Source organism: Rhizobium metallidurans, from assembly GCF_014196505.1.
GTDB lineage: Bacteria > Pseudomonadota > Alphaproteobacteria > Rhizobiales > Rhizobiaceae > Rhizobium > Rhizobium metallidurans.
In genome coordinates, this window is the sequence record NZ_JACIDW010000017.1 from 72,699 (window position 1) to 94,470 (window position 21,772).

Annotated in this window: 26 protein-coding genes; 16 read left to right on the forward strand and 10 right to left on the reverse strand. The window is 63.4% G+C overall.

Annotated elements, in window-relative coordinates; all coding sequences use genetic code 11:
* Positions 1-253 precede the first annotated feature (253 nt).
* The 6 genes from GGQ67_RS20195 to GGQ67_RS20220 all read left to right on the forward strand — a co-directional run bounded on the left by GGQ67_RS20195 (position 254) and on the right by GGQ67_RS20220 (position 4,297).
* Positions 254-1,342: a cell wall hydrolase gene (locus GGQ67_RS20195; RefSeq protein WP_246400249.1), complete on the forward strand. Its 1,089-nt coding sequence runs from the start codon at positions 254-256 to the stop codon at positions 1,340-1,342.
* A gap of 281 nt (positions 1,343-1,623) precedes the next feature.
* Positions 1,624-1,968 (forward strand): AtpZ/AtpI family protein, encoded by a 345-nt coding sequence (locus tag GGQ67_RS20200; protein ID WP_183901922.1) that lies wholly within the window; start codon positions 1,624-1,626, stop codon positions 1,966-1,968.
* Between the two features lie 75 nt (positions 1,969-2,043).
* Entirely contained in the window at positions 2,044-2,796 is a 753-nt protein-coding gene (locus tag GGQ67_RS20205; RefSeq protein WP_183901923.1) for a F0F1 ATP synthase subunit A, read from the forward strand.
* Between the two features lie 69 nt (positions 2,797-2,865).
* Complete coding sequence (locus GGQ67_RS20210; RefSeq protein WP_037106138.1) at positions 2,866-3,093, forward strand: F0F1 ATP synthase subunit C; 228 nt, start codon at positions 2,866-2,868, stop codon at positions 3,091-3,093.
* A 77-nt stretch (positions 3,094-3,170) separates the two neighbouring features.
* Positions 3,171-3,809, forward strand: coding sequence for a F0F1 ATP synthase subunit B (locus tag GGQ67_RS20215; RefSeq protein WP_183901924.1), 639 nt, complete (start codon positions 3,171-3,173; stop codon positions 3,807-3,809).
* A gap of 2 nt (positions 3,810-3,811) precedes the next feature.
* Positions 3,812-4,297 (forward strand): F0F1 ATP synthase subunit B, encoded by a 486-nt coding sequence (locus GGQ67_RS20220; protein WP_183901925.1) that lies wholly within the window; start codon positions 3,812-3,814, stop codon positions 4,295-4,297.
* 95 nt (positions 4,298-4,392) lie between these two features.
* Here GGQ67_RS20220 and GGQ67_RS20225 read toward each other — a convergent pair whose 3' ends face one another.
* Together GGQ67_RS20225 and GGQ67_RS20230 are read right to left on the reverse strand one after the other, a co-directional pair.
* Complete coding sequence (locus GGQ67_RS20225; protein WP_183901926.1) at positions 4,393-5,064, reverse strand: ribonuclease HII; 672 nt, start codon at positions 5,062-5,064, stop codon at positions 4,393-4,395.
* A 165-nt stretch (positions 5,065-5,229) separates the two neighbouring features.
* Positions 5,230-6,387, reverse strand: a complete 1,158-nt coding sequence (locus tag GGQ67_RS20230; RefSeq protein WP_183901927.1) for a PA0069 family radical SAM protein — start codon at positions 6,385-6,387, stop codon at positions 5,230-5,232.
* 141 nt (positions 6,388-6,528) lie between these two features.
* On the opposite strand from GGQ67_RS20230, the gene GGQ67_RS20235 reads away from it, so the two are divergent.
* Positions 6,529-7,047 carry a glycosyl transferase gene (locus GGQ67_RS20235; RefSeq protein WP_183901928.1) on the forward strand — a complete coding sequence of 173 codons (519 nt, stop codon included), beginning with the start codon at positions 6,529-6,531 and terminating at the stop codon, positions 7,045-7,047.
* Positions 7,048-7,052: 5 nt separating this feature from the next.
* On the opposite strand, the gene moaB is transcribed toward GGQ67_RS20235, so the two are convergent.
* From moaB to GGQ67_RS20255, 4 genes are all read right to left on the reverse strand, one after another.
* The gene (gene moaB / locus GGQ67_RS20240; protein ID WP_183901929.1) at positions 7,053-7,598 is read right to left on the reverse strand and encodes a molybdenum cofactor biosynthesis protein B; all 546 of its coding nucleotides are present in this window, start codon (positions 7,596-7,598) and stop codon (positions 7,053-7,055) included.
* Positions 7,585-8,490, reverse strand: coding sequence for a 4-(cytidine 5'-diphospho)-2-C-methyl-D-erythritol kinase (locus tag GGQ67_RS20245; RefSeq protein ID WP_183901930.1), 906 nt, complete (start codon positions 8,488-8,490; stop codon positions 7,585-7,587). The genes moaB and GGQ67_RS20245 overlap by 14 nt, the downstream gene beginning before the upstream one ends.
* A 5-nt stretch (positions 8,491-8,495) precedes the next feature.
* Positions 8,496-10,328 carry a tetratricopeptide repeat protein gene (locus tag GGQ67_RS20250; RefSeq protein ID WP_183901931.1) on the reverse strand — a complete coding sequence of 611 codons (1,833 nt, stop codon included), beginning with the start codon at positions 10,326-10,328 and terminating at the stop codon, positions 8,496-8,498.
* A gap of 128 nt (positions 10,329-10,456) precedes the next feature.
* On the reverse strand, positions 10,457-11,473 hold the full coding sequence (locus GGQ67_RS20255) for a polyprenyl synthetase family protein (protein ID WP_183901932.1): 1,017 nt from the start codon (positions 11,471-11,473) through the stop codon (positions 10,457-10,459).
* 109 nt (positions 11,474-11,582) lie between these two features.
* On the opposite strand from GGQ67_RS20255, the gene GGQ67_RS20260 reads away from it, so the two are divergent.
* Together GGQ67_RS20260 and GGQ67_RS20265 are read left to right on the forward strand one after the other, a co-directional pair.
* Positions 11,583-11,810 (forward strand): putative signal transducing protein, encoded by a 228-nt coding sequence (locus GGQ67_RS20260; protein WP_183901933.1) that lies wholly within the window; start codon positions 11,583-11,585, stop codon positions 11,808-11,810.
* Positions 11,807-12,619 carry a tRNA1(Val) (adenine(37)-N6)-methyltransferase gene (locus GGQ67_RS20265; RefSeq protein WP_183901934.1) on the forward strand — a complete coding sequence of 271 codons (813 nt, stop codon included), beginning with the start codon at positions 11,807-11,809 and terminating at the stop codon, positions 12,617-12,619. Before GGQ67_RS20260 ends, GGQ67_RS20265 begins: the two co-directional genes overlap by 4 nt.
* A 1-nt stretch (position 12,620) precedes the next feature.
* On the opposite strand, the gene GGQ67_RS20270 is transcribed toward GGQ67_RS20265, so the two are convergent.
* Positions 12,621-13,961 carry an Nramp family divalent metal transporter gene (locus tag GGQ67_RS20270; RefSeq protein ID WP_183901935.1) on the reverse strand — a complete coding sequence of 447 codons (1,341 nt, stop codon included), beginning with the start codon at positions 13,959-13,961 and terminating at the stop codon, positions 12,621-12,623.
* 187 nt (positions 13,962-14,148) lie between these two features.
* Between GGQ67_RS20270 and GGQ67_RS20275 the strand changes: the two genes are divergently transcribed.
* Positions 14,149-15,009, forward strand: a complete 861-nt coding sequence (locus GGQ67_RS20275; RefSeq protein WP_183901936.1) for a S49 family peptidase — start codon at positions 14,149-14,151, stop codon at positions 15,007-15,009.
* Between the two features lie 75 nt (positions 15,010-15,084).
* A complete protein-coding gene (locus tag GGQ67_RS20280) occupies positions 15,085-15,276 on the forward strand; it encodes a hypothetical protein (RefSeq protein ID WP_183901937.1) in 192 nt (63 codons plus the stop codon).
* 9 nt (positions 15,277-15,285) lie between these two features.
* Here GGQ67_RS20280 and GGQ67_RS20285 read toward each other — a convergent pair whose 3' ends face one another.
* Both GGQ67_RS20285 and GGQ67_RS20290 read right to left on the reverse strand, forming a co-directional pair.
* Positions 15,286-15,606, reverse strand: coding sequence for a type II toxin-antitoxin system RelE/ParE family toxin (locus tag GGQ67_RS20285; protein ID WP_183901938.1), 321 nt, complete (start codon positions 15,604-15,606; stop codon positions 15,286-15,288).
* Complete coding sequence (locus GGQ67_RS20290; protein WP_183901939.1) at positions 15,603-15,878, reverse strand: hypothetical protein; 276 nt, start codon at positions 15,876-15,878, stop codon at positions 15,603-15,605. Before GGQ67_RS20290 ends, GGQ67_RS20285 begins: the two co-directional genes overlap by 4 nt.
* Positions 15,879-16,026: 148 nt before the next feature.
* Here GGQ67_RS20290 and GGQ67_RS20295 point away from each other — a divergent pair, with 148 nt between their 5' ends.
* Positions 16,027-16,263, forward strand: coding sequence for an AbrB/MazE/SpoVT family DNA-binding domain-containing protein (locus tag GGQ67_RS20295; RefSeq protein ID WP_183901940.1), 237 nt, complete (start codon positions 16,027-16,029; stop codon positions 16,261-16,263).
* A gap of 60 nt (positions 16,264-16,323) precedes the next feature.
* On the forward strand, positions 16,324-17,286 hold the full coding sequence (locus tag GGQ67_RS20300) for a glycine--tRNA ligase subunit alpha (RefSeq protein ID WP_183901941.1): 963 nt from the start codon (positions 16,324-16,326) through the stop codon (positions 17,284-17,286).
* A 4-nt stretch (positions 17,287-17,290) separates the two neighbouring features.
* On the opposite strand, the gene GGQ67_RS25530 is transcribed toward GGQ67_RS20300, so the two are convergent.
* Positions 17,291-17,419, reverse strand: coding sequence for a hypothetical protein (locus GGQ67_RS25530; protein WP_281393619.1), 129 nt, complete (start codon positions 17,417-17,419; stop codon positions 17,291-17,293).
* Between the two features lie 217 nt (positions 17,420-17,636).
* On the opposite strand from GGQ67_RS25530, the gene GGQ67_RS20305 reads away from it, so the two are divergent.
* The 3 genes from GGQ67_RS20305 (at position 17,637) to GGQ67_RS20315 (ending at position 21,591) form a co-directional block, all read left to right on the forward strand.
* On the forward strand, positions 17,637-18,188 hold the full coding sequence (locus GGQ67_RS20305) for a LemA family protein (RefSeq protein WP_183901942.1): 552 nt from the start codon (positions 17,637-17,639) through the stop codon (positions 18,186-18,188).
* A gap of 123 nt (positions 18,189-18,311) precedes the next feature.
* Positions 18,312-19,568, forward strand: coding sequence for a 3-phosphoshikimate 1-carboxyvinyltransferase (locus GGQ67_RS20310; RefSeq protein ID WP_183901951.1), 1,257 nt, complete (start codon positions 18,312-18,314; stop codon positions 19,566-19,568).
* Between the two features lie 67 nt (positions 19,569-19,635).
* Positions 19,636-21,591, forward strand: a complete 1,956-nt coding sequence (locus tag GGQ67_RS20315) for a DUF2207 domain-containing protein (protein ID WP_183901943.1) — start codon at positions 19,636-19,638, stop codon at positions 21,589-21,591.
* Positions 21,592-21,772 lie beyond the last annotated feature (181 nt).

A 21,772-nucleotide genomic window follows, 5' to 3' on the forward strand; every position in this document is an offset into this window, starting at 1 on the left:
CGGGCTTTTGCGTTTCAGGCTCTATAAGCATTTGCTGTATGAATTCGGAGCGGCGTATTAACCAAGCATCAAGGTTAATGAGACATTTTTATCGGCATGTTCATGCGTCCCATGCCGGAGTCTGGTGTTGCGTCGAAATAATCGTGTTCCGGGTCAGTCAAGCGCCCATGGCGCGTCGCGCCGCTTCGGCAGGCTGAGCCCGCTGCTTCAACGTTGGAGTTCCCCCGCCCTGTTCGGCGTCTGCGCGTGGCTGATGTTTCCCACCATGGCCTCGCACGCCGATCTTGCCTCCTTTCTCGCCGGGCTCGACCAGGGCCGCGAAAACTGGCGCATGGTGCTGACCAATTCTCCCGCCGGCTCCATTCACCAGGCCGAGCTCGCCTTCTCCGATCCGACCGTGACCGGCGCGATCGCATCCGGCGCCGGAATGGTGCTGCCCGATGGCCGCAAGGTCGCCTTCACATCGAAGGAAAAGGTCCGCGAGGACACGCCCGACGAGGACCGCGTCAACCGCGCCTCCAAGAAGGGCAGGGTGGTCGCCGTCGAGCAGGTGCAGCCGCCCAAGGATTTCTCCGCCGGCTCCATTCTCCAGCGCACGCGCCTTCTGTTCCAGCCGAGCCTCGACCTCAAGGAAAGGTCGGCCTTCGTGAAGCCGAAGATCCGCGGCAAGGAAATCCAGATCGCCACCAACTTCTACCGCAAGCAGCAGCCGAAGCCGGCCGCCGACATTTCACCGATGCTGGCCGATCTGGTGACGAGCAACAAGGCGGACGTGCTCGCCACGGCCTATGCGCCGGCCGCACCCGATTATGCCCGCCAGTCGCCTTTCGATTCCATCCTGACAGACAAGGCCGACGACGGCCGCTTCGTGCCGAAGATCGGGCCCAAGGATCACGCCTGGGCCGCCAGCGTCCTGCCGGCGAGCGTCTTCTCCCCGGCCGAGCAGCAGTGTCTCGCCTCCGGCGTCTACTTCGAGGCGCGCGGCGAAACCGTGAAGGGCCAGGCGGCCGTCGCCCAGGTCATTCTCAACCGCGTCCGCAATCCCGCCTATCCCAAGACCATCTGCGGCGTGGTCTACCAGAACGAGGACTGGCGCAATCGCTGCCAGTTTTCCTTCGCCTGCGACAACATCAAGGACCGCGTGAACTCGCCGGCCAACTGGAGAATCGCCCGCGACGTGGCGATGGCGGTGACCGCCGGTCGCATCTGGCTGCCGCAGGTCGGCTCCGCGACCCACTACCATGCCGTCTATGTCCGCCCGGCATGGGCCAAGACCATGGAAAAGGTCGGACGTATCGGCATGCACGTCTTCTACCGCACCTATGGTGGCGGCTGGAGCTGACAAAACCGTGTAAAAGGTGCGTTTTCGCGCCGGATTGCCCCCTCGGCGCGCGGATTCTTTCCCCCGATTCCGCAGCAAGCCGCCCAGATCGATCTAACCGCATGTTTTTCATCGCTTATTTTAAGGCTGGACATCGACCTCCTACGCCTTGACTATGCTTTTTGCTAAAACTATGTTGCGCGCGACTTCAAAGCGGGCCGGAAGGTTCTTCAGCCTTGGGGTCGTTGTCCGGTAAGCCGGGGTAGCGGCGTAGCGGACGGCGGCAGGCGGAGGAGAGCATGATGGCGGATGACCGCGAGGAGAGTCTGGAAAAGCGCCGTGCGCAGCTGGGAGCGGAACTCGCGACCAAGCGCATCGAGGCGGGGAAGGACGAGGCCGACGAGGCCCGCGCCGAAGTAAGCCGCCGGGGTTATGCCCAGGCGATGAAGCTTTCGAGCGAGTTCATTTCCGCGGTCGTGGTCGGCGCCGTTCTGGGTTATCTCTTCGACCGCTTTGTCGGCACTGCGCCTTGGGGATTGATCGTGCTTCTTCTTCTCGGATTTGGTGCCGGCGTGCTGAATGTGATGCGCGCTGCGGGCAAGGTCGCGAGACCGAGCTTCGAGGGGCGTGAAAGCGACCGGAAATAGGGCGGAACGTTCAGGCGTTCGATCCAATGCAATAATCCCGTCTCGCGCGGGTGTAAGATATAGAGAGAACAAGCGGTGTCTAACGATCCGACTCAACAGTTCCTGGTCCAGAAGATTGTGCCGATCGACTTCGGCGGGATTGATTTCTCGTTTACGAACGCGTCGCTGTTCATGGTGGCGTCCGCCGCCGTTTCCGCCGGCTTTCTCTATTTCGCGACCTCCAACCGTGCCATCGTGCCCGGCCGCTCGCAGTCGATCGCCGAGATGTCCTACGAGTTCATCGCCGGAATGCTGAAGGAGGGCGCGGGATCCAAGGGGATGAAGTTCTTCCCGCTGGTCTTCTCGCTCTTCATGTTCGTGCTGACGGCCAACCTGCTCGGCATGTTCCCCTACTTCTTCACCATTACCAGCCAGATCGTCGTCACCTTTGCTCTTGCTTTGCTCGTCATCGGCACGGTTCTGGTCTACGGCTTCTACAAGCACGGCTTCCACTTCCTGAATGTCTTCGTGCCTCAGGGCGTTCCTGGCATTCTGCTGCCGCTCGTCGTGGCCATCGAAATCATCTCGTTCCTGTCGCGTCCGATTTCGCTCTCCGTTCGTCTCTTCGCCAACATGCTGGCCGGTCACATCACCCTTAAAGTGTTCGCGGGCTTCGTCGCCTCGCTTGGAGCCATGGGTGCGGTCGGTATCGGCGGCGCTATCCTTCCCCTCATCATGACCGTCGCCCTGACGGGTCTCGAGTTCCTCGTCGCCTTCCTCCAGGCTTACGTCTTTGCGGTGCTGACTTGCATGTACCTCAACGACGCGATCCACCCGGGTGGCCACTAAGGGATACCGACATTGACGCCCCAGGGCGTCAGTCAATTCGCCGCAACAACCATTTCAAAGGAGTACAACATGGACGCGGAAGCAGCAAAATACATCGGCGCAGGCCTCGCTTGCCTTGGTATGGCAGGTACGGCTCTCGGCCTCGGCAACATCTTCGGCAGCTACCTGTCGGGCGCTCTGCGCAACCCGTCTGCCGCTGACAGCCAGTTCGGCCGTCTGGTATTCGGCTTCGCCGTTACGGAAGCTCTGGGCATCTTCTCGCTGCTCGTCGCTCTCCTTCTGCTGTTCGCTGTTTAATTTCGGCGCACTGAGGGATCACGGCCTGCTAACAGCGAGCCGTGATCCTTTGTATTTGCAGACACCTGGAGGTGAGCATGTTTTTTGTGACCCCGGCTTACGCTGAAGAAGCCCCGGCGGGAACCGCAGAAACTGGTGCGGCGACCGGTACAGCCGCGACTGCTGCCCCGGCCGCAGGCGAGGTCAATACCGAGACCGGCGTGCCAGGCGAAGAAAAGAGCGGTATATTTCCGCCATTCGATACCTCGACTTACGCTTCGCAGCTTCTGTGGCTGGCGATCACTTTCGTTGCCTTCTTCGTGATTATGCAGAAGGTCATCGCACCGCGCATCGGCGGCATCCTCGAGCAGCGCCACACGCGCATCGCTCAGGACCTCGACGAAGCAGCGCGCCTTAAGGCGCAGGCGGATGCCGATGTCGCGGCTTACGAAGCCGAACTCGCCGAAGCCCGTGCCAAGTCGAACGCCATCGGTACGGCAGCGCGCGACGCCGCCAAGCTCAAGGCCGAAGCCGACCGCCGCGCGGTCGAAGCCGCTCTGGCTGAAAAATTGAAGGCTGCCGAAGGCCGCATCGCCGAAATCAAGGCACAGGCCTTCGCCGATGTCGGCACGATCGCCGAGGAAACGGCCAAGGCCGTTGTCGAACAGCTCGTCGGTGGCACCGCCACCAAGGCTGAAGTCGCCTCCGCCGTCACCGCCGCCAAGAAGGGAGCTTGATCATGGCATTGGACGCAACATTCTTTGCTCTGGTCAGCCTTGTCCTGTTCGTGGCGCTGATTGTCTACCTCAAGGTTCCCGGCATGATGGCGACGTCGCTCGACGACCGCGCCGATCAGATCCGCAACGAGCTGTCGGAAGCCAAGCGCCTGCGTGAAGAGGCCCAGCATCTGCTGGCCGAATATCAGCGCAAGCGCAAGGAAGCCGAAGCGGAAGCTGCCCAGATCCTGGCGGCCGCCGAGCGCGAAGCGGAAATGTTCACCGCCGAAGCCAAGAAGAAGACCGAGGAATTCGTCGCCAACCGCACAGCGGTTTCGGAAGCGAAGATCAAGCAGGCCGAAGCCGATGCGATGAAGGCGGTTCGTTCCGCCGCCGTCGACCTCGCCATCGCCGCCGCTGAAACGGTTCTCGTCAAGAAGGCCGATGCCAAGGTTCAGTCCGAACTCTTCGGAAATGCCCTTGGCCAGGTGAAGACCCGCCTCAACTGAGATCGGTTTTCTCGCATTCGAAGCCCCGGTTCGCCGGGGCTTTTTGCGTTTGGGGATATCTTGCATCGGCGCCGGAAGGCCGGCCGAGGTTTCGCTTACTCGCCGTCGGGCAGTTCGGTCCGGCGCAGCGGCTTGAAGCTCATGCGATGCAGCGGGCAGGGGCCATGGCTATCGATGCCGGCGCGGTGGCGCGCGGTGCCGTAGCCGGCATGGGCCGCGAAGCCATAAGCGGGGAAGATCAGGTCGGCGCGGGTCATCATCCGGTCGCGCGTGACCTTGGCGACGATCGATGCGGCGGCGATCGACACCGAGCGGGCGTCGCCCTTGACGACGGCCTGGCCGGGACATGCGAGCCCGGGGGGCACGTCGAGCCCATCGGTCAGCACGTAGCTTGCCGGGATCGATAGGCTGAGGATCGCGCGGCGCATGGCATCGAGGCTCGCCTTGCGAATATCCGTCCCGTCGATGCGGCGCGAGCTGGATGAAGCGATCGCGACGGTCGCGGTGGCGAGGATCTGCTCGAACAGCTCTTCCCGCCTCTGCGCCGAAAGCTGCTTGGAATCGTTCAGGCCATCGGGGATGCGCTTCGGATCGAGGATGACGGCGGCGGCAACGACGGGCCCCGCCAGCGGTCCTCGACCTGCCTCGTCGGCGCCGGCGACGGGCCAGTGGCCGGCTTTGCGCGCCTTGAGCTCCAGCCGGAAGTCCGGCACCAGGGGGACATCTTCGAAAAGCATGGGAGAATCGGGTGGCGTGCGACGTTTCATGCGGCTGAACTTCGCACGCCAACCCGATTTCCTGCAAGTCCCCGGATCAGGGCGGCGGACCGGGGACTTGAGAACGGACGGCCAGGGTCAGTCGTCCGTAAGGGAATGTCAGAGCATGTCGCGCAAAAGTGTGCAGCGGTTTTGCGATAACGACATGCTGCAAAACTAGAGCAGCGACAGCTGCACGCCGCTGCCGTTCGGCGGCAGGAACAGGTCGTCGCGCAGCGGCATGCCGCGGCGGGTCATGCCGAGCCGCTTCGTCGCCATCTCGAAGCGCCGGGCTATCTGCCAGGCATAGGGACCGGCGCCCTTCATGCGCTTGCTGAAATCGGCATCGTAGTCCTTGCCACCGCGCATCGAGCGCACCAGCGACATCACGTGCCGATAACGATCCGGATAGTGCTGCAGCAGCCAGTCGCGAAACAGCGGCGATACTTCCAGCGGCAGCCGCAGGATCACATAGCCCGCTTCCGTGGCGCCCGCGGCATTCGCCGCCTCGAGAACGCGCTCGATCTCGTGGTCGTTCAGCGCCGGAATGACCGGCGCCATCATCACCGATGTCCGGATGCCGGCCTCGCTCAGCGCCTTCAGCGCGTCGAGCCGCTTCGAAGGGGTCGACGCGCGCGGCTCCATCGTCCGCGCCAGCTTGCGGTCCAGCGTCGTCACCGACAGCGAGGCGCGCACCAGGTTCTTCTCAGCCATCCGCTGCAGGATATCGAGGTCGCGCAGGATGAGCGCCGACTTGGTGACGATGGAAACAGGATGGTTCGCCCGCTCCAGCACCTCGAGGATCTCCCGCATGATCCGCCATTCCTTCTCGATCGGCTGGTACGGGTCGGTGTTGGTGCCGATGGCGATCACCCGTGGCTTGTAGCCGGGTTTCGCCAGCTCGCGCTCCAGCAGCCTGGCCGCATCCGGCTTGGCGAACAGCCGCGCCTCGAAATCGAGCCCGGCCGAGAGGCCCATATAGGCGTGGGTGGGCCGCGCGAAGCAATAGATGCAGCCGTGCTCGCAGCCGCGATAGGGATTGATCGAACGGTCGAAAGGGATGTCAGGGGATTCGTTGCGGGTGATCGCCGTGCGCGGCTTTTCGATCTGCACCTCGGTCTTGAACGGCGGCAGCTCTTCCAGCGTCTGCCAGCCATCGTCGAATGTCTCCCGGCGCTGCGGTTCGAAGCGGCCGCCGGGGTTCAGTCCCGCGCCACGGCCACGCCGGCGGTCGACCTCTATCCTGAGGCCGGAAGAAACGATCATCGCGTCGGCAATATCCGCCGTATTGGCAGGCGCGAATGCGGCCTGCCCTGCAAGGGACTGTTCGTTCATCGGGTTTCTCCGTCGATGGAAGACTCGCCGCCTCCATCCGTTCTGCTGATTAAATTCCTAACGCTGAAATGAGAACAATGCAAGAACAAAATTGGAAAACTGCCGCTGGTAATGTTTTGTGCGTCGCACTATAAATGAGCAATGTTGACTGTCCTATTGGAATGCCGGGATCAGGAGCCTGAACTGGCGCAGACATTATCGGTGTTGGTTGCCGGTGCCGTGGAGGGGCTGGTGAGTGATGTGGTGGTGCTCGACCACGGCTCGCGCGACGGCTCGTCTAAGGTGGCGGACGCCGCCGGCTGCCGCTTCCATCAGCATTGGGATATCAAGGATATATTGCGTTCGGCGCGCGGCGAGTGGCTGTTGTTCGTCGAGCCCGGCGCCCGCCCGCAGAGCGGCTGGATCGACGAGATCGCCGAATATGTGGCGCTGAACAAGCTGCCCGCCCGCTTCACCGCCTCGCGCGGCTACCGCAGGCCCTTCTATCAGCGCCTGCGTCGCCTGGCGCCGCTGGAGCTTGGGCTGTTGCTGCCGAAGAAGCATGCTCTGGCGACGGCGCGAAGCGGCATGCAGCTGGCGGAATTCGTCAAGGGGCAGAAGCTGCGCAGGCTCTCGGCCGAGCTCATCCCGTCCTGGGTGGCGCGTTCGGCGCGGGGCTAGCGCTCTTAAGCGCCGCGCTTCAGGTGCTCGTCGAGCCTCGGCATGATTTCCACGAAGTTGCACGGCATGTGGCGATAATCGAACTGCGCCTTCAGGATGCCGTCCCAGGCGTCCTTGCAGGCGCCGGGCGATCCCGGCAGCACGAAGACGAAGGTGGTGCCGATCAGCCCCGCCGTCGCGCGCGACTGCACGGTGGAAGTGCCGATCTTGTCCTGGGAAATGCGGTGGAACACCGCCGAGAAGCCGTCCATGCGCTTGTCGAACAGCGGCTCCAGCGCCTCGGGCGTCACGTCACGGCCGGTAAAGCCGGTGCCGCCGGTCGTGATGATCACGTCGACATCGGCTTGCGCGGTCCAGGCCCGCACCTGTGCTGCGATCGCTTGTCTGTCGTCCGGCGCGATGGCCCGGGCGATCAGCCGGTGTCCGGCCTCCGAGATGCGGCCGGCCAGCGTATCGCCGGAGCGGTCGTCTTCGGGGGTGCGCGTGTCTGAAACCGTCAGCACGGCAAATCCCACCGGAATGAACGGACGCGTGTCGTCAACGCCTGTCATCATCATCTCCCGCCAATGTTTCGGTTGCCTCGAAATACCAGTCCGGCCGCTTGCCGAGAAGGGCTTGTCTCGCGGCCTGCGCTTCGGCCACGCCGGCGAATATTCCGAAGCACGTCGCGCCCGAGCCCGACATCCGCACGAAGAGCGCGCCCTGGTCGCGCAGCATATCGGAGATCTCGGCGATCTCGGGCAGAAGCGCGCGCGCCGGCGGTTCGAGATCGTTGCGCATCGAGCGCAGCGCGTCGAGCCAGGACAGGCCGGGAACGATCGCAAGCGCGCCGTTCGTCTTCGTTGCGAGCCGGCGGAAAACCTCGGGCGTAGAAACGCCCTTCAGCGGATTGGCGAGCACCATGGCGAAAACCGGCAGGTCGCGCACCGTCTCGATCCGCTCGCCGATCCCGCGCGCGATCAACGGCCGGCTCGCCAGGCACATCGGCACGTCGGCGCCGAGCTTGATGGCGATCGCATCGATGGTCTCGGCGGGCAGGGGAGTGCCCCACAGGCGCATCAGCCCGCGCAGCGCCGCCGCCGCGTCCGCCGAGCCGCCACCGATGCCCGAGGCGATCGGCAGATCCTTGCACAGCTGGATGCTCACCGGGGGCGCGGCGCCGCCGGCGTCGCAAACAGCCATGCGCAGCGCATCCCGCGCCTTCAGCACCAGATTGGTACCGCCATCGCTTGCGAGCGCGCCGCCGAAGCGGCCGGAGATGTGGAACTCGTCGGTATCAGCCGGTATGAAATCCAGCCGGTCGCCCGACCGCGTGAACGTCACCAGCATTTCGAGCAGGTGATAGCCGTCGCTTCTCTGGCCCGTGACGTGCAGGGCCAGATTGATCTTTGCAAAGGCATCCTCGCTGATCGCAACGCCGTCGGCGAAGCCCGTGCCAGCCATTCGGATCAGGTCTTCTTGTCGGCCGGCTTCGGATCGACAGGGGCCGGATCGGGCATCTTCTTGTCGGCGGCCTTGGCATCGTCCGTCACGGCGGGCAGGCCGTTGGCGATCTTGTCCTTGATCTTCGGGATCTCTGCGGCCTCGGGTTCCGAGTTCAGCGCCCGGTTCCACTGGTAGACGGCTTCGAGCTTGCGCCCGACGCGCCAGTAGGCGTCGCCCAGATGGTCGTTGATCGTCGCGTCGCCGGCCTTGATCTGCGCCGCGCGCTCCAGTTCCTCGGTCGCGTCGTCGAATCTGCCGAGGCGAAAATAGGCCCAGCCGAGCGAATCGATGATGTAGCCGTCGTCGGGCTTGAGATCGACGGCCTTCTTGATCATCTCCAGACCCTCGTCGAGGTTCCGGTTCATGTCGATCCAGGAATAGCCGAGATAGTTCAGCACCTGCGGCTGGTTCGGGTTCAGCTCCAGCGCCTTGCGGAAGTTCGGCTCTGCCTTGTCCCACTGCTTCAGCCGCTCGTAGGCGATGCCGCGCTGGAAGAACACCGTCCAGGTGTTCTTGCCCGGCAGCGGCCCGATCATGTCGACGGCCTTGTCGTAATTCGTCGCCATGGTCTGGTAGTCCTTGGCGTCGGACAGCACGCTGCCATAGGCGAGGTAGCTGCGAATGTCTTTCGGGTCCGACTCGATCAGCCCCTGCAGATGCTTGCGGGCCTCCTCGACCTTGCCGCCTTCGGCCAGCGCCAGGCCGAGCTGCAGTTCGGAGATGCGGCTCATCGGCGAATTGTCGGGCACTTCCCTGTAGAGCGCGATGGCGCGGTCCAGCTGGCTCTGCTTCTCGGCGATGCCGCCGAGCATGACCAGCGCATCGGCGCTATCAGGGTCGAGCGCGCGGGCGATCTGCAGGTAGAGCGAGACGATGTCTTCGGCGCCGTCGCGGTTCAGCGCGCCGGCGAAGGAGAACAGCACACCGGCCGCGCCCTGCTTGGCCGTGGTGATCTGCTGCACCTGCTTTTCATTGTTGGTGATGCTCTGGCGCAGCGCGTTGAGCGGCGCGTAGTTCGGCAGGAGGTTGTCGCCGACCGAAACCGTGTCGAGCGCCTTCTGCTTGTTGCCCTGCGCCGCCTCCAGGCGGGCGAGCGCCATGACCGCGCGCATGAAGGTGTCGGGCGCGGTGGCGGCGCCATCCTTGTCGAGCACGGCGTCGTTCAGGTGCTTGCGCGCCGCGCGCACGTCGCCGTTGACGATGGCGATCGCACCCGCGTTGTAGGCCTGGAAGATGCCGAGCCAGTCCGGCCCCTTCAGCTTCTCGACCTGCGACAGCGCTTCCTTGCCCTTTCCGGCGCCCAGTCGCGCCCAGGCGGCGATGAGATCGTTCATCACCCGGTCGAGATCGGTCGGGCCGGTGGTCTTCAGCACCGTTTCGGCGGTCTTGTATTCCTCGCGCTGGATCGCGTCGGCGCCGCGCACGATGGTCGAAAGGCGCTCGATGCTCGGATCGTTCTTCAGGTCGTTGGCGTAACGAACGCTGTCCTTGATATTGCCGTTGAGCAGCAGCGAGATCATCAGACGCTGGCGGATCTCCGGATTGCCGGGCTCGATCTGCAGCGCTTTCTTGTAAAGCTCGATCGCGGTCGCGTAATCGTGGTCGACATCGGCGGTGCGGGCGGCAAGCAGGGCGCCGGAGAAGGTGTTGACGCTGTCAGGATCGAAGACCACGGTCGCGCTGGCGTCGTCCTTCTTGGCCGCGTCTTCGGCATTGGCGCCGCCGAGCACGCTCAGCGACAGAACTGCCGCAAGCGACGCGCTCGAAAGAAGACGTATGGCAAATTTCCGCCGCATTAGAAAACCTTTCGTGAGAACAGCCCACCAGCGTCGACTGCAAGATCAGGTAAAGGACTGATTCACGACAGGATGGCTTTTTTGAAGCGACCCCGCAAGAAAATCAGCCCTTGACCAATGATCGTCGGTTAATTGACGCGCTCGATGCAGAAGTCGATGACTTCCATCAGTGCGGATTTCCATGCCGTATCGGGAAGCGGCGCCAGCGCATCGCGCGCGATCGTGCCATAATGGACCGCCCGGCCGATGGTATCGTTCAGCGTTCCGTACTTGGTGATCAGGCCAAGCGCCTTTTCGAGGTTCTGGTCGTTGCTCTCGCCGCCCTCGATCGCCTTGCGCCAGAAAGCGCGCTCTTCCTCGGTGCCGCGCCGGTAGGCGAGGATCACCGGCAGCGTGATCTTGCCCTCGCGGAAGTCGTCGCCGACATTCTTGCCGAGATCGGCGGCCTTGCCGCCGTAATCCAGCGCGTCGTCGACGAGCTGGAAGGCCAGGCCGAGGTTCATGCCGTAGGACTTCATGGCGTTGCGGCCGGACTTGCCGGCATCCGCCACGATCGGGCCGACTTCGGCGGCGGCCGCAAACAGCGCCGCCGTCTTGGCGCGGATGACCGAGAGATAGTCGTCCTCGGTGGTTTCCATGTTCTTGGCGACCGAAAGCTGCAGCACTTCGCCCTCGGCGATCACGCAGGCGGCGGAAGAAAGCACGTCGAGCGCGTCGAGCGAACCGACATCCACCATCATGCGGAAGGCCTGGCCGAGCAGGAAGTCGCCGACGAGTACGCTGGCCTGGTTACCCCAGATCGTGCGGGCCGTTGACTTGCCCCGGCGCAGGTTGCTTTCATCGACGACATCGTCGTGCAGCAGCGTCGCCGTGTGCATGAATTCGACCGAAGTCGCGAGCTTGATGTGATTTTCGCCCTTGTAGCCGTAGAGCGCGGAGGAGGCGAGCGTCAGCATCGGACGCAGGCGCTTGCCGCCGGACGAGATCAGATGGTTCGCCACTTCGGGGATCATCTGCACGTCTGAACCGGCCTTGGAAAGGATCAACTGGTTGACCCGCTCCATGTCCGCCTTGGTTAGATCCACCAAAGGCTTGACGGATGCCAGTTTGTTTTTGCTTTCTTCAAGCGGTATGACCACGCCCAACGACCCGGACTCCTGTTCACTCATTGGATTTGACAATAGAAAGGGGCGGCTTGAGCGGCAAGAGGCGAAATTGCCACGTCGCGGAAAATTGAAAGGGATTTCACGGCAAATGCATGAACTTATCCGCGCCAACGACCCCGTTCTGCTCTCCTTCGCGGAAAGCCTGCTGAAGGATGCCGGCATCCATTGCTTTATCGCCGATCAGGGCATGAGCATTCTGGAGGGCTCGCTCGGCATGCTTCCGCGCCGCCTGCTCGTCGATGACGAACAGGCCGATCGCGCCCGCCGCATCCTCATCGATGCCGGCCTGGGCGACGAACTGCGCGAGCGGAAATGAGCGACGCCATGGCCAGCACGCCGACGTCCCCTGAGCCGGTATCCGTGATAGAGACCATCGACGCCTTCCATCGCGGTGGTTTCCATGTCGTCCAGCCGAAAGGCAGGGGACATCGCTCCGGCATGGACGCCATGCTGCTTGCGGCACTGGTGGACGACGACAGGCCGGTCAAGGTCGCCGATCTCGGCGCCGGCGCGGGTGCCGCCGGTCTTGCCGTCGCCTCGCGGCTGGTAAAGACCGAGGTCGTGCTGTTCGAACGCTCCGCCGAAATGGCCGGCTACGCTCGCCGCAGCCTCGATCTCGCGGAAAACGCCCACATGGCGGGCCGCGTCTCCGTCGTCGAGGCGGACGTGACGCTGAAGGCCAAGGCGCGCAACGACGCCGGCCTCGTCGATGAAAGCTTCCACCACGTCATCCTCAATCCGCCCTTCAACGATCCCGGCGACCGCAGGACGCCGGATGCGCTGAAGGCCGAGGCGCATGCGATGACGGAGGACCTGTTCGAAAGCTGGCTGCGCACGGCCGGCGCCATCATGATGCCAGGCGGCCAGTTGTCGCTGATCGCCCGGCCCGAATCGATCGCCGAGATCATCGACGCCTGCGGCCGTCGCTTCGGCGGCATCGAGATCACGGCGATCCACCCGCGAGCGGGTGAAAACGCAGTGCGCATCCTGGTCACCGCGATCAAGGGCTCGCGCGCCCGCCTGTCGCTGCGCGCGCCGTTGATCATGCACGAAGAGGGGAGCCACAGGTTCTCCCCCTTCGTCGACGACCTCAACAACGGTCGCGCGGCCTATTCGCGGCGGTAGACTAACCGATCACGAAATTGAGGAGCAGGTTGATGTTCAGCGCGGCGATGACGAAGGCGATCGTGTAGGCGATGGCCGACAGCCAGCGCGGCGCCACGAGCTCACCCATCTTCGCCTTGCTGGCGGTGAACATCACGAGCGGGAAGACCGCGAAGGAAAGCTGCAGGCTGAGCACGACCTGTGTCAGGATCAGGAGCTCGGCGGTGCCCGCTTCGCCATACCAGACCGTGACGATGCTGGCCGGCACGATGGCGATGGCGCGGGTGATCATCCGCCGGATCCACGGCCGCAGCCTTATCTTGATAAAGCCTTCCATGATGATCTGCCCGGCCATGGTGGCGGTCACGGTCGAGTTGATGCCGCAGCACAGAAGCGCGATGCCGAACAGCGTCGGCGCGATCGCCAGGCCGAGCAGCGGCGCCAGCAGTGAAGAGGCTTCGCCGAGTTCCGCCACGTCGGTCCGTCCGGTCGCATGGAAGGCGGCGGCCGCCAGGATCAGGATCGAGGCATTGACCAGCAGCGCGAAGCAGAGCGCCACGGTGGAATCGATCGTCGCATAGGTCAGCGCCTCGCGCTTTTCCGGCAGGCTGTGGCCGTAGTCGCGGGTCTGCACGATGCCCGAATGCAGGTAGAGATTGTGCGGCATGACCGTGGCGCCGAGAATGCCGAGGGCCAGATAGAGCATCTCCGGATTGGAGACGATCTCCGTGGTCGGGAAGAAGCCGCGGATCACCTCGCCCCACTGCGGGTCGGCCAGGAAGATCTGGATGCCGAAGCAGACGGTGATGATCCCGAGCAGCGCGATGACGAAGGCTTCGATCCAGCGGAAGCCGATCTTCTGCAGGTAGAGGATGAGGAAGACGTCGAGCGCGGTGATGAGGACGCCGAGTTCGAGCGGAATGCCGAACAAGAGGTTGAGCCCGATCGCCGTGCCGATCACCTCGGCGATATCGGTGGCGATGATCGCGACTTCGGCGCACAGCCAGAGGGGGATCGACACCCAGCGCGGATAGGCGTCGCGGCAGGCCTGCGCCAGATCGCGACCGGAAGCAATGGCAAGGCGCGCGCAGAGCGACTGCAGCACGATCGCCATCAGGTTGGACAACAGGGCGACCGCGAGCAGCGAATAACCGAACTTGGAACCGCCGGCGAGCGAGGTCGACCAGTTGCCGGGGTCCATGTAGCCGACGGCCACCAGATATCCGGGGCCGACGAAGGCAAGCGCCCGGCGCCAGCGCGAACTGTGCTTGCGCGTGCCGATCGAGCGATGGACATCGGCCATCGACGCCTCCTCGCGCTCGTAACGCCAGCCCGTCTTGGCCTTCGGTGTCATAATGTCCATGCAGCATCCGCCTGTTTCGTCGATAGAGGCACTATGACTGATTAGAATGATAATGCAAGTCATTCGCAACAAGAAACTTGGCGCGCGGAGGTTTTGTGGCGCGGTTGTTTCAGGCTGCCCATTGCGTTTGCCGTTGCGACGCATACATGGGAGAGACGTTTCACGCAGCTTGCACGAAGGAATGGGAATGGCCGGATTTTTGAGAAGACTGATGCCGAAGCGCTTCCGCAAGGAGGGTATCGTCATTCCGGTTGTCAGGCTTCAGGGCGCGATCATGACCGGCGGGAGCCAGTTCCGCCCGGCGCTGAACCTCGCCTCGACCGCGCAAGTGCTTGAAAAAGCCTTCGGTTTCAAGGATGCGCCGGCCGTGGCCATCTCCATCAATTCGCCCGGAGGCTCGCCGGTACAGTCGCGGCTGATCTTCACCCGCATCCGCGAACTGGCGCGCGAGAAGCAGAAGAAGGTCATCGTCTTCGTCGAGGACGTCGCGGCCTCGGGCGGCTACATGATCGCGCTTTCGGGCGACGAGATCATCGCCGATCCGACCTCGATCGTCGGCTCGATCGGCGTCGTTTCCGGCGGCTTCGGCTTCCCCGAGCTCCTGAAGAAGATCGGCGTCGAGCGCCGCGTCTATACGGCTGGCGAAAACAAGGTGATCCTCGACCCCTTCCAGCCGGAGAAGGAAAAGGACATCGAATATCTGAAGACCCTTCAGCTGGAGATCCACCAGGTCTTCATCGCCATGGTGCGCGAGCGTCGCGCCGGCAAGTTGAAGGACGACGAGACGGTGTTTTCCGGTCTCTTCTGGACCGGCACGCGCGGCCTCGAGCTTGGCCTCATCGATGGTCTCGGCGATATGCGCCAGGAACTGAAGAAGCGCTACGGCTCTAAGACCAGGCTCGAGCTCGTAACGCCTGCAAGGGGGCTTTTCGGACGCCGCATTCCCGGCATATCATCCGCGTCGCTGGATGGCGCCGCCTCCGGCTTCGCGGCCGGTCTTGTCGAGACCGCCGAAGATAGGGCATTGTGGAGCCGGTACGGGCTCTGACGCGATTGCGGCGAAGATGCAGCGCGGTTTTGCACCCGCAATCGCGGTAGGAAAAGAGGGAAGAAGACAGACGGCATGCTGCAGCTTTTGATCATGGGTGTGCTCGTCCTGGGCGCCTGGCTCCTCTACCGCCGCTTCGTGGCCGAAGCCAAGCGCCTGCAGGAAAAATCCCGCCGTGCGCAAAGGGAGCAGCAGACCGGCGCGGTCGGCACGCTGGTCAAGGACCCGGTGACGGGGGAGTATCATTTGAAGAAGGATGAGGAGTGAGGGGGAGGGCTATTGCCTGTCTCGAACCCTTGCCGCCCAATCGGAGCCTGCATAGCTTACGGTCAGGATAACGACCGCATGGTCGTCTTCGTCGATGGTGAAGCAGATCACGCCCTTGTCCGCGGCGGGTATCGCACGCAACCCTGCAAGGACTTCGTCGCGAACGGTTCCCTTGTAGGGAAAGTCAGTCAGGCTGCCAGTGACATGCTCGATCGCCTGCAGCTTGCGTGTGGCGCTGGCCACGCCCGAATAGCCCTTTATGAGCGTGAAAATCTCAACCAGATCGTCTTCGGCGGCTGGATGGTATCGCAACTCATACGGTTGCTTCATTTCGAGTGACTGTCTGCAACGCGTCGGCGAACGCGGTCGAACAGATTGTCATCCTTCATTGAAATCAACTGATCCTTCGGCAACTGTGCCCGCCGCCGGATCTCGTCAGCCATCGCAGCGACCGGGTCATCGGTCGCTTGATCGTCAGCCCGTAGTCGGCTCAGTCCCTCTTTGATCACGTCTGACACGCTCGGAAACCGACCGTCCTCGACGAGCTCTTCCGCATAGCGAAGATCCTCATCCGATAGCATCACGGCGTTCTTGGCGTTCATAATCGTCTCCAAGGCAATGTCTGTAGTTACTATAAAGCAACCGACACCGCTTGTCCTCCCTGCAAACTGTGGGGAAGCGAAGGGAGGGCGTGCTTTGGCGCTCCATCGCCGTGTGATATACTTGCAGCAGTCTACATCGAGGCGCGCCATGCAGATTTTCAAGTTCGGAGATGGTCTCGGAGTGTGCATTCCGCAAGCGGTTGTGGATGCACTCGGGTTGAAGGAGGGCGACGACATCGCGGTTCGCGTGGGCACGGACCGCAACCTTGAATTCGTCACGGCCGATGCCCGGTCGAAGGCGTTTGAACGGATCAAGGCATTCAAGCTGCAGCTGCCGTCGGATTGGACGTTTGATCGCGACCGCGCGAACAGCCGAAACCCTTGACCCTCATCGCCGCTCGTGGCACCTGTCGCCCACCGAACCAATTGAATGGCGACTAACCTCATGTCTGCACCCAGCATCCCCGACCACATGAACCCGAAGCGCTCGTTTCAGGCGCTGATCCTGACGCTGCACAGCTACTGGGCGGACAAGGGTTGCGCGGTGCTGCAGCCTTACGACATGGAAGTCGGCGCCGGTACGTTCCATCCGGCGACCACGCTGCGCGCTCTTGGCCCCAAGCCCTGGAAGGCCGCCTACGTGCAGCCCTCGCGCCGCCCGTCCGACGGCCGCTACGGTGAAAACCCGAACCGTCTGCAGCATTACTATCAGTATCAGGTCATCCTGAAGCCGAACCCGCCGAACCTGCAGGAGCTCTATCTCGGCTCGCTCGCCGCGATCGGCCTCGATCCGCTGCTGCACGATGTTCGCTTCGTCGAGGACGATTGGGAAAGCCCGACGCTCGGCGCCTGGGGTCTCGGCTGGGAGTGCTGGTGTGATGGAATGGAAGTGTCGCAGTTCACCTATTTCCAGCAGGTCTGCGGCCTCGAATGCTCGCCTGTTGCCGGCGAGCTGACCTACGGTCTCGAGCGCCTCGCCATGTATGTCCAGGGCGTCGATAATGTCTACGACCTCAACTTCAACGGCCGCGAGGGTGATGAGAAGATCAGCTATGGCGATGTCTTCCTGCAGGCAGAGCAGGAATATTCGCGCCACAACTTCGAATTCGCCAACACCGAGATGCTGCATCGCCACTTCATCGATGCCGAAAAGGAATGCCAGGCGCTGCTCGCCGCCGGCGCGCCCGGAGACAGCGATAACCAGAAGCTGCACAAGTGCGTCTTCCCGGCCTACGACCAGTGCATCAAGGCCAGCCACGTCTTCAACCTGCTCGACGCGCGTGGCGTGATCTCGGTGACGGAGCGCCAGAGCTACATCCTGCGCGTGCGCACGCTCGCCAAGGCCTGCGGCGAAGCATTCCTGTTGACCGACGCCGGCGGCGTCAATCTCGCCACCAAGGCCGCCTGAGCGGTCAGCGGCGCTGATTGGCCGGAACGTCGACCTTGATCTCGACGGTGCGCGCTGCCGGACGCGGCGCGCCCCTGAGCATGAAGAACGATCCGATGGCAAGCATGTTGAGCAGGAAGATGGCTGCGCTCATGGGTTGATTGATCCTCGTGACGTGGTTTGGATCCCGCCGCCGTCGGCCGATCCATCACCAAGATAGGCCTTATCCGGCAACCGCGGTATCGCGAGATCTTGGGATACCCCGCGCGCCGAACCGCGAAGGCGGCCGGCAAATGGCGAAGGCGGGATGACAATCGCCGTCAAGCCGCATAGTCTCCCGGCCGGCTTTGCGTCGTAACGGGGGATTCGCGATGTATATCATTCTAGGCCTCATCGTCCTGATCGCGCTCTACGCGGTCTTCGTCTATAACGGCCTCGTGCGCGCCCGGCAGATGGCCGAGGAGGCCTGGTCCGGCATCGATGTGCAGCTGAAGCGTCGCGCCGATCTGATCCCAAACCTGATCGAAACGGTGAAGGGATACGCCACCCACGAAAAGACGACGCTCGAAGAGGTGGTCAAGCTCCGCAACCAGGCGCAGACCGTTCCGGCAGGCGATGTCGCCGGTCGTGCGCAGGCGGAAGGCCTGCTGGGTGCCGCGCTCGGCCGCCTGCTGGCGCTCGCCGAAGCCTATCCCGATCTCAAGGCCAACGAGAATTTCCGCGAGCTGCAGACCTCGCTCGAAACCATGGAAAGCGAGATCCAGATGGCCCGGCGCTACTACAACGGCTCCGCGCGCGATCTCAACGTCAAGGTCGAGAGCTTCCCATCGAACCTCGTCGCCAACCAGTTCGGGTTCAGCAAGCGCGAGTATTTCGAGATCACCAACGAGGCCGATCGCGCCGTCCCGAGCGTGAAGTTCTGAACCCAAAAGTTCTGACAACAGGCATTTGCCTTTGCTGAAAAGCTGCTATGAGCAGGGAAAGATCGCGGCCGGATAGGGACGCGCGTATTTGCCGGAAAAGGCGTCATGAGTAAAGACAAGGTCATGAGTAAAGACAAGCTCACCATCATCCCGGCGGCCAAGCCGCTGTCCGGCCGCGCCGTGCCTCCCGGCTCGAAGTCGATCACCAACCGCGCGCTGCTTCTGGCCGGTCTCGCCAGGGGCACCAGCCGGCTGACCGGCGCGCTGAAAAGCGACGACACGCGTTACATGGCCGAAGCCCTGCGCGCCATGGGCGTCACGGTGGACGAGCCCGATGCGACCACCTTCGTCGTCACCAGCGCCGGCGAGCTCAAGGCGCCCGCGGCACCGCTCTTCCTCGGCAATGCCGGCACCGCCACCCGCTTCCTCACGGCGGCACTGGCGCTCGGCCATGGCCGCTATGTCGTCGATGGCGACGAGCATATGCGCAAGCGCCCGATCAAGCCGCTGGTCGATGCCCTGAAGTCGCTCGGTGTCGCGATCGACGCGCCCACCGGCTGCCCGCCGGTGACGATCGACGCCAACGGTCGCTTCACGAACAACAAGGTCGTCATCGATGCCGGTCTTTCCAGCCAGTATGTCTCCGCCCTGCAGATGGCGGCTGCCTGCGGCTCCGAGCCGTTCACCATCGAGCTCGCCGGCGCCGATATCGGCGCGCGCGGCTATATCGATCTGACGCTCGCCGTCATGCGCGCCTTCGGCGCCAGGGTCAGCCAGCCGACGCCCTCGTCCTGGGTGATTGAGCCGACCGGCTACACCGCCACCGATTTCGTCATCGAGCCGGATGCTTCCGCCGCCACCTATCTCTGGGCCGCCGAAGTGCTGACCAAGGGCGCGATCGACCTCGGCATCGCCAACGAGGATTTCACCCAGCCGGACGCGAAAGCCTACGACGTCATCCGGCAGTTCCCGCATCTTCCCGCCGAGATCGATGGCTCGCAGATGCAGGATGCGGTGCCGACCATCGCCGTGCTGGCCGCCTTCAACGAAACGCCGGTGCGCTTCGTCGGTATCGCCAACCTGCGCGTCAAGGAATGCGATCGCATCCACGCGGTCTCGACCGGCCTCAACAACATCCGCGCGGGCCTCGCGACCGAGGATGGCGACGACCTGATCGTCGCCTCCGACCCGGCCTTGGCCGGCCAGCGCCTGCCTGCCGATATCGACACCTTCGCCGATCACCGCATCGCCATGAGCTTCGCGCTGGCCGGCCTGAAGATCGACGGCATCACCATTCTCGACCCGGATTGCGTCGGCAAGACCTTCCCGGATTACTGGAAGGTGCTGTCTTCGCTCGGCGTCGCGATCAAGGACGAATAGCCGGCCGCAAATCTCGCCGGGCAAACCGAAAAGACAATTCTGAAAAGACAGTGGGGAGAATGTCTTGATGCGTTGGTTGTCCGGTCTTGTTGCCGCTTTCATGCTCCTCGTGGCGGCATCGCTTGCCGCCGCCAACGAGCGCATCACCTCCTATCATTCGGAAGTCCAGGTCGCCAAGAACGGCGACCTTACCGTGACCGAGACGATCTCGATCGTTGCCGAAGGCATCAGGGTCAAGCGCGGCATCTTCCGCGACTTTCCGCTGACCATGCTGGATGGCGAGGGGCGCACCGTCCGTGTCGGCTTCGATCTTCTCTCCGTCACCCGCGATGGCCAGCCGGAGCCGTACAAAACCGAAAGCATCGATGGCGGCATCCGCATCTATGCCGGCTCCAGCGACGCCATCGTGCCCGAGGGCGAGCGCACCTATGTCCTGACCTACAAAGTCGATCGCATGATCCGCTACTTCCCGGATCACGACGAGGTCTACTGGAACGTCACCGGCACCGGCTGGCAGTTCGCCATCGAGCAGGCCTCGGCGCGCATTACGATGCCATCAGGCGAAGTGACGAGGCTCGCCGTTTATACCGGACGGTTCGGCTCGAGGGCGAGCAATGCCACCTCCCGCATCGAGGGCAACCAGGCGATCTTCGCCACGAACAGGATTCTCGGGCCGAGCGAAGGGCTGACCGTCGTCGCCGGCGTGCCGAAGGGCGTCATCGACCCGCCGTCGGCGCGGCAGCTTCGTGCCTGGTGGTTGCGTGACAACATGGCCGAAGTCATCGCCGTCGCCGGCCTTCTGCTCGTCCTCGTCTATTACGTGTTTTTCTGGATGAGGGTCGGGCGTGATCCGGCTCGCGGTGTCGTCGTGCCGCGTTGGGACCCGCCGGAAGGGCTGTCGCCGGCGCTTGTGAATTATATCGACAACAAGGGCTTCAACGGTGCCGGCTGGCCGGCCTTCTCGGCCAATGCACTTGACCTCGCCGTCAAGGGATACGTCACCTTCGGCGACATCGGCTCCAGCATATCAGTCACCCGAACCGACAAGCCGGCGCCGAAAGCCTTGCCGGCCGGTCAGGCCGCGTTTCTGTCCCTCGTCGGTCGCGCCGGCCAGAGCTTCTCGATCAGCAAGTCCAATGGCGAGAAGGTGCGCGATGCCGGCCAGAAGTTCCGGCAGGCGATCGAAAGCGAACATCGCGGCAAGTATTACCACGCCAACACCCTCTACACGGTCGGCGGCATCGTCCTCAGCGTCCTTTTCATCGGCGCGGTCCTGGCCTTTGGCGAGATCAACGCCGATCTGAGCGGCTTCATTGCCGTCACCGTTTTCTCGGCTGTGTTCCTGGGGATACTATCGGCGCGCCTCGGTCTCAGCTTCCGCAAAGGGGCGCCGCTGCGCAGCAAGATAGCCGGTGTGATCATCGGTGGCTTCTTTGGCTTCACGCTCCTGTCCATCCTCGCCGGTATCGTCACATCAGCTGTCGAACAGCTGACCGCGGCCGACCACTGGCCCGTGATCGTCGCCATCGGCGGCATCGTCATGACCAATGTAGTGTTCTTCTTCCTGATGGGCGCGCCGACATCGCTCGGAAGCCGGCTGATGGATCACATCGATGGTCTGCGCCGCTACCTGACGGTTGCCGAAAAGGACCGCATGAACATGGCCGGCGCGCCCGCCATGTCACCGCAGCATTTCGAAACGCTGCTGCCCTACGCGGTGGCCCTCGGCGTCGAGAAACCCTGGAGCGATGCCTTCCAGACCTGGCTGGCGACGGCCGCCGCGGCGGGAGCGGCCGCCGTCGCCTATTCGCCGATCTGGTATCCGACCCATTCCGGCAGCTTCGGCGACAGCATCGGCGGCTTCTCCTCCTCGATGGCCTCGACCATCGCCTCGACACTCCCCGCGCCTGTTACCTCGACCTCGTCGGGCTTTTCCGGAGGCGGCGGCGGCTTCTCGTCGGGCGGCGGGGGAGGTGGGTTCTCCGGCGGTGGCGGCGGTGGTGGCGGCGGCGGCGGCTGGTAGCGCTGATAGGGACGAAATGGTGACGGATGGGTAGCGCACGTGGCCCCCTTGCATGTTCATTTTGCGTTGATTGTCTGATGATCGACGCGCACTCCGACGGATGGCCATCCGTCGGAGTGCGGACGTTCGGGACCGCGGCCCCCTTGGCTTGAACCGGGGATGAGCTTGGTCCGGCCGTCCT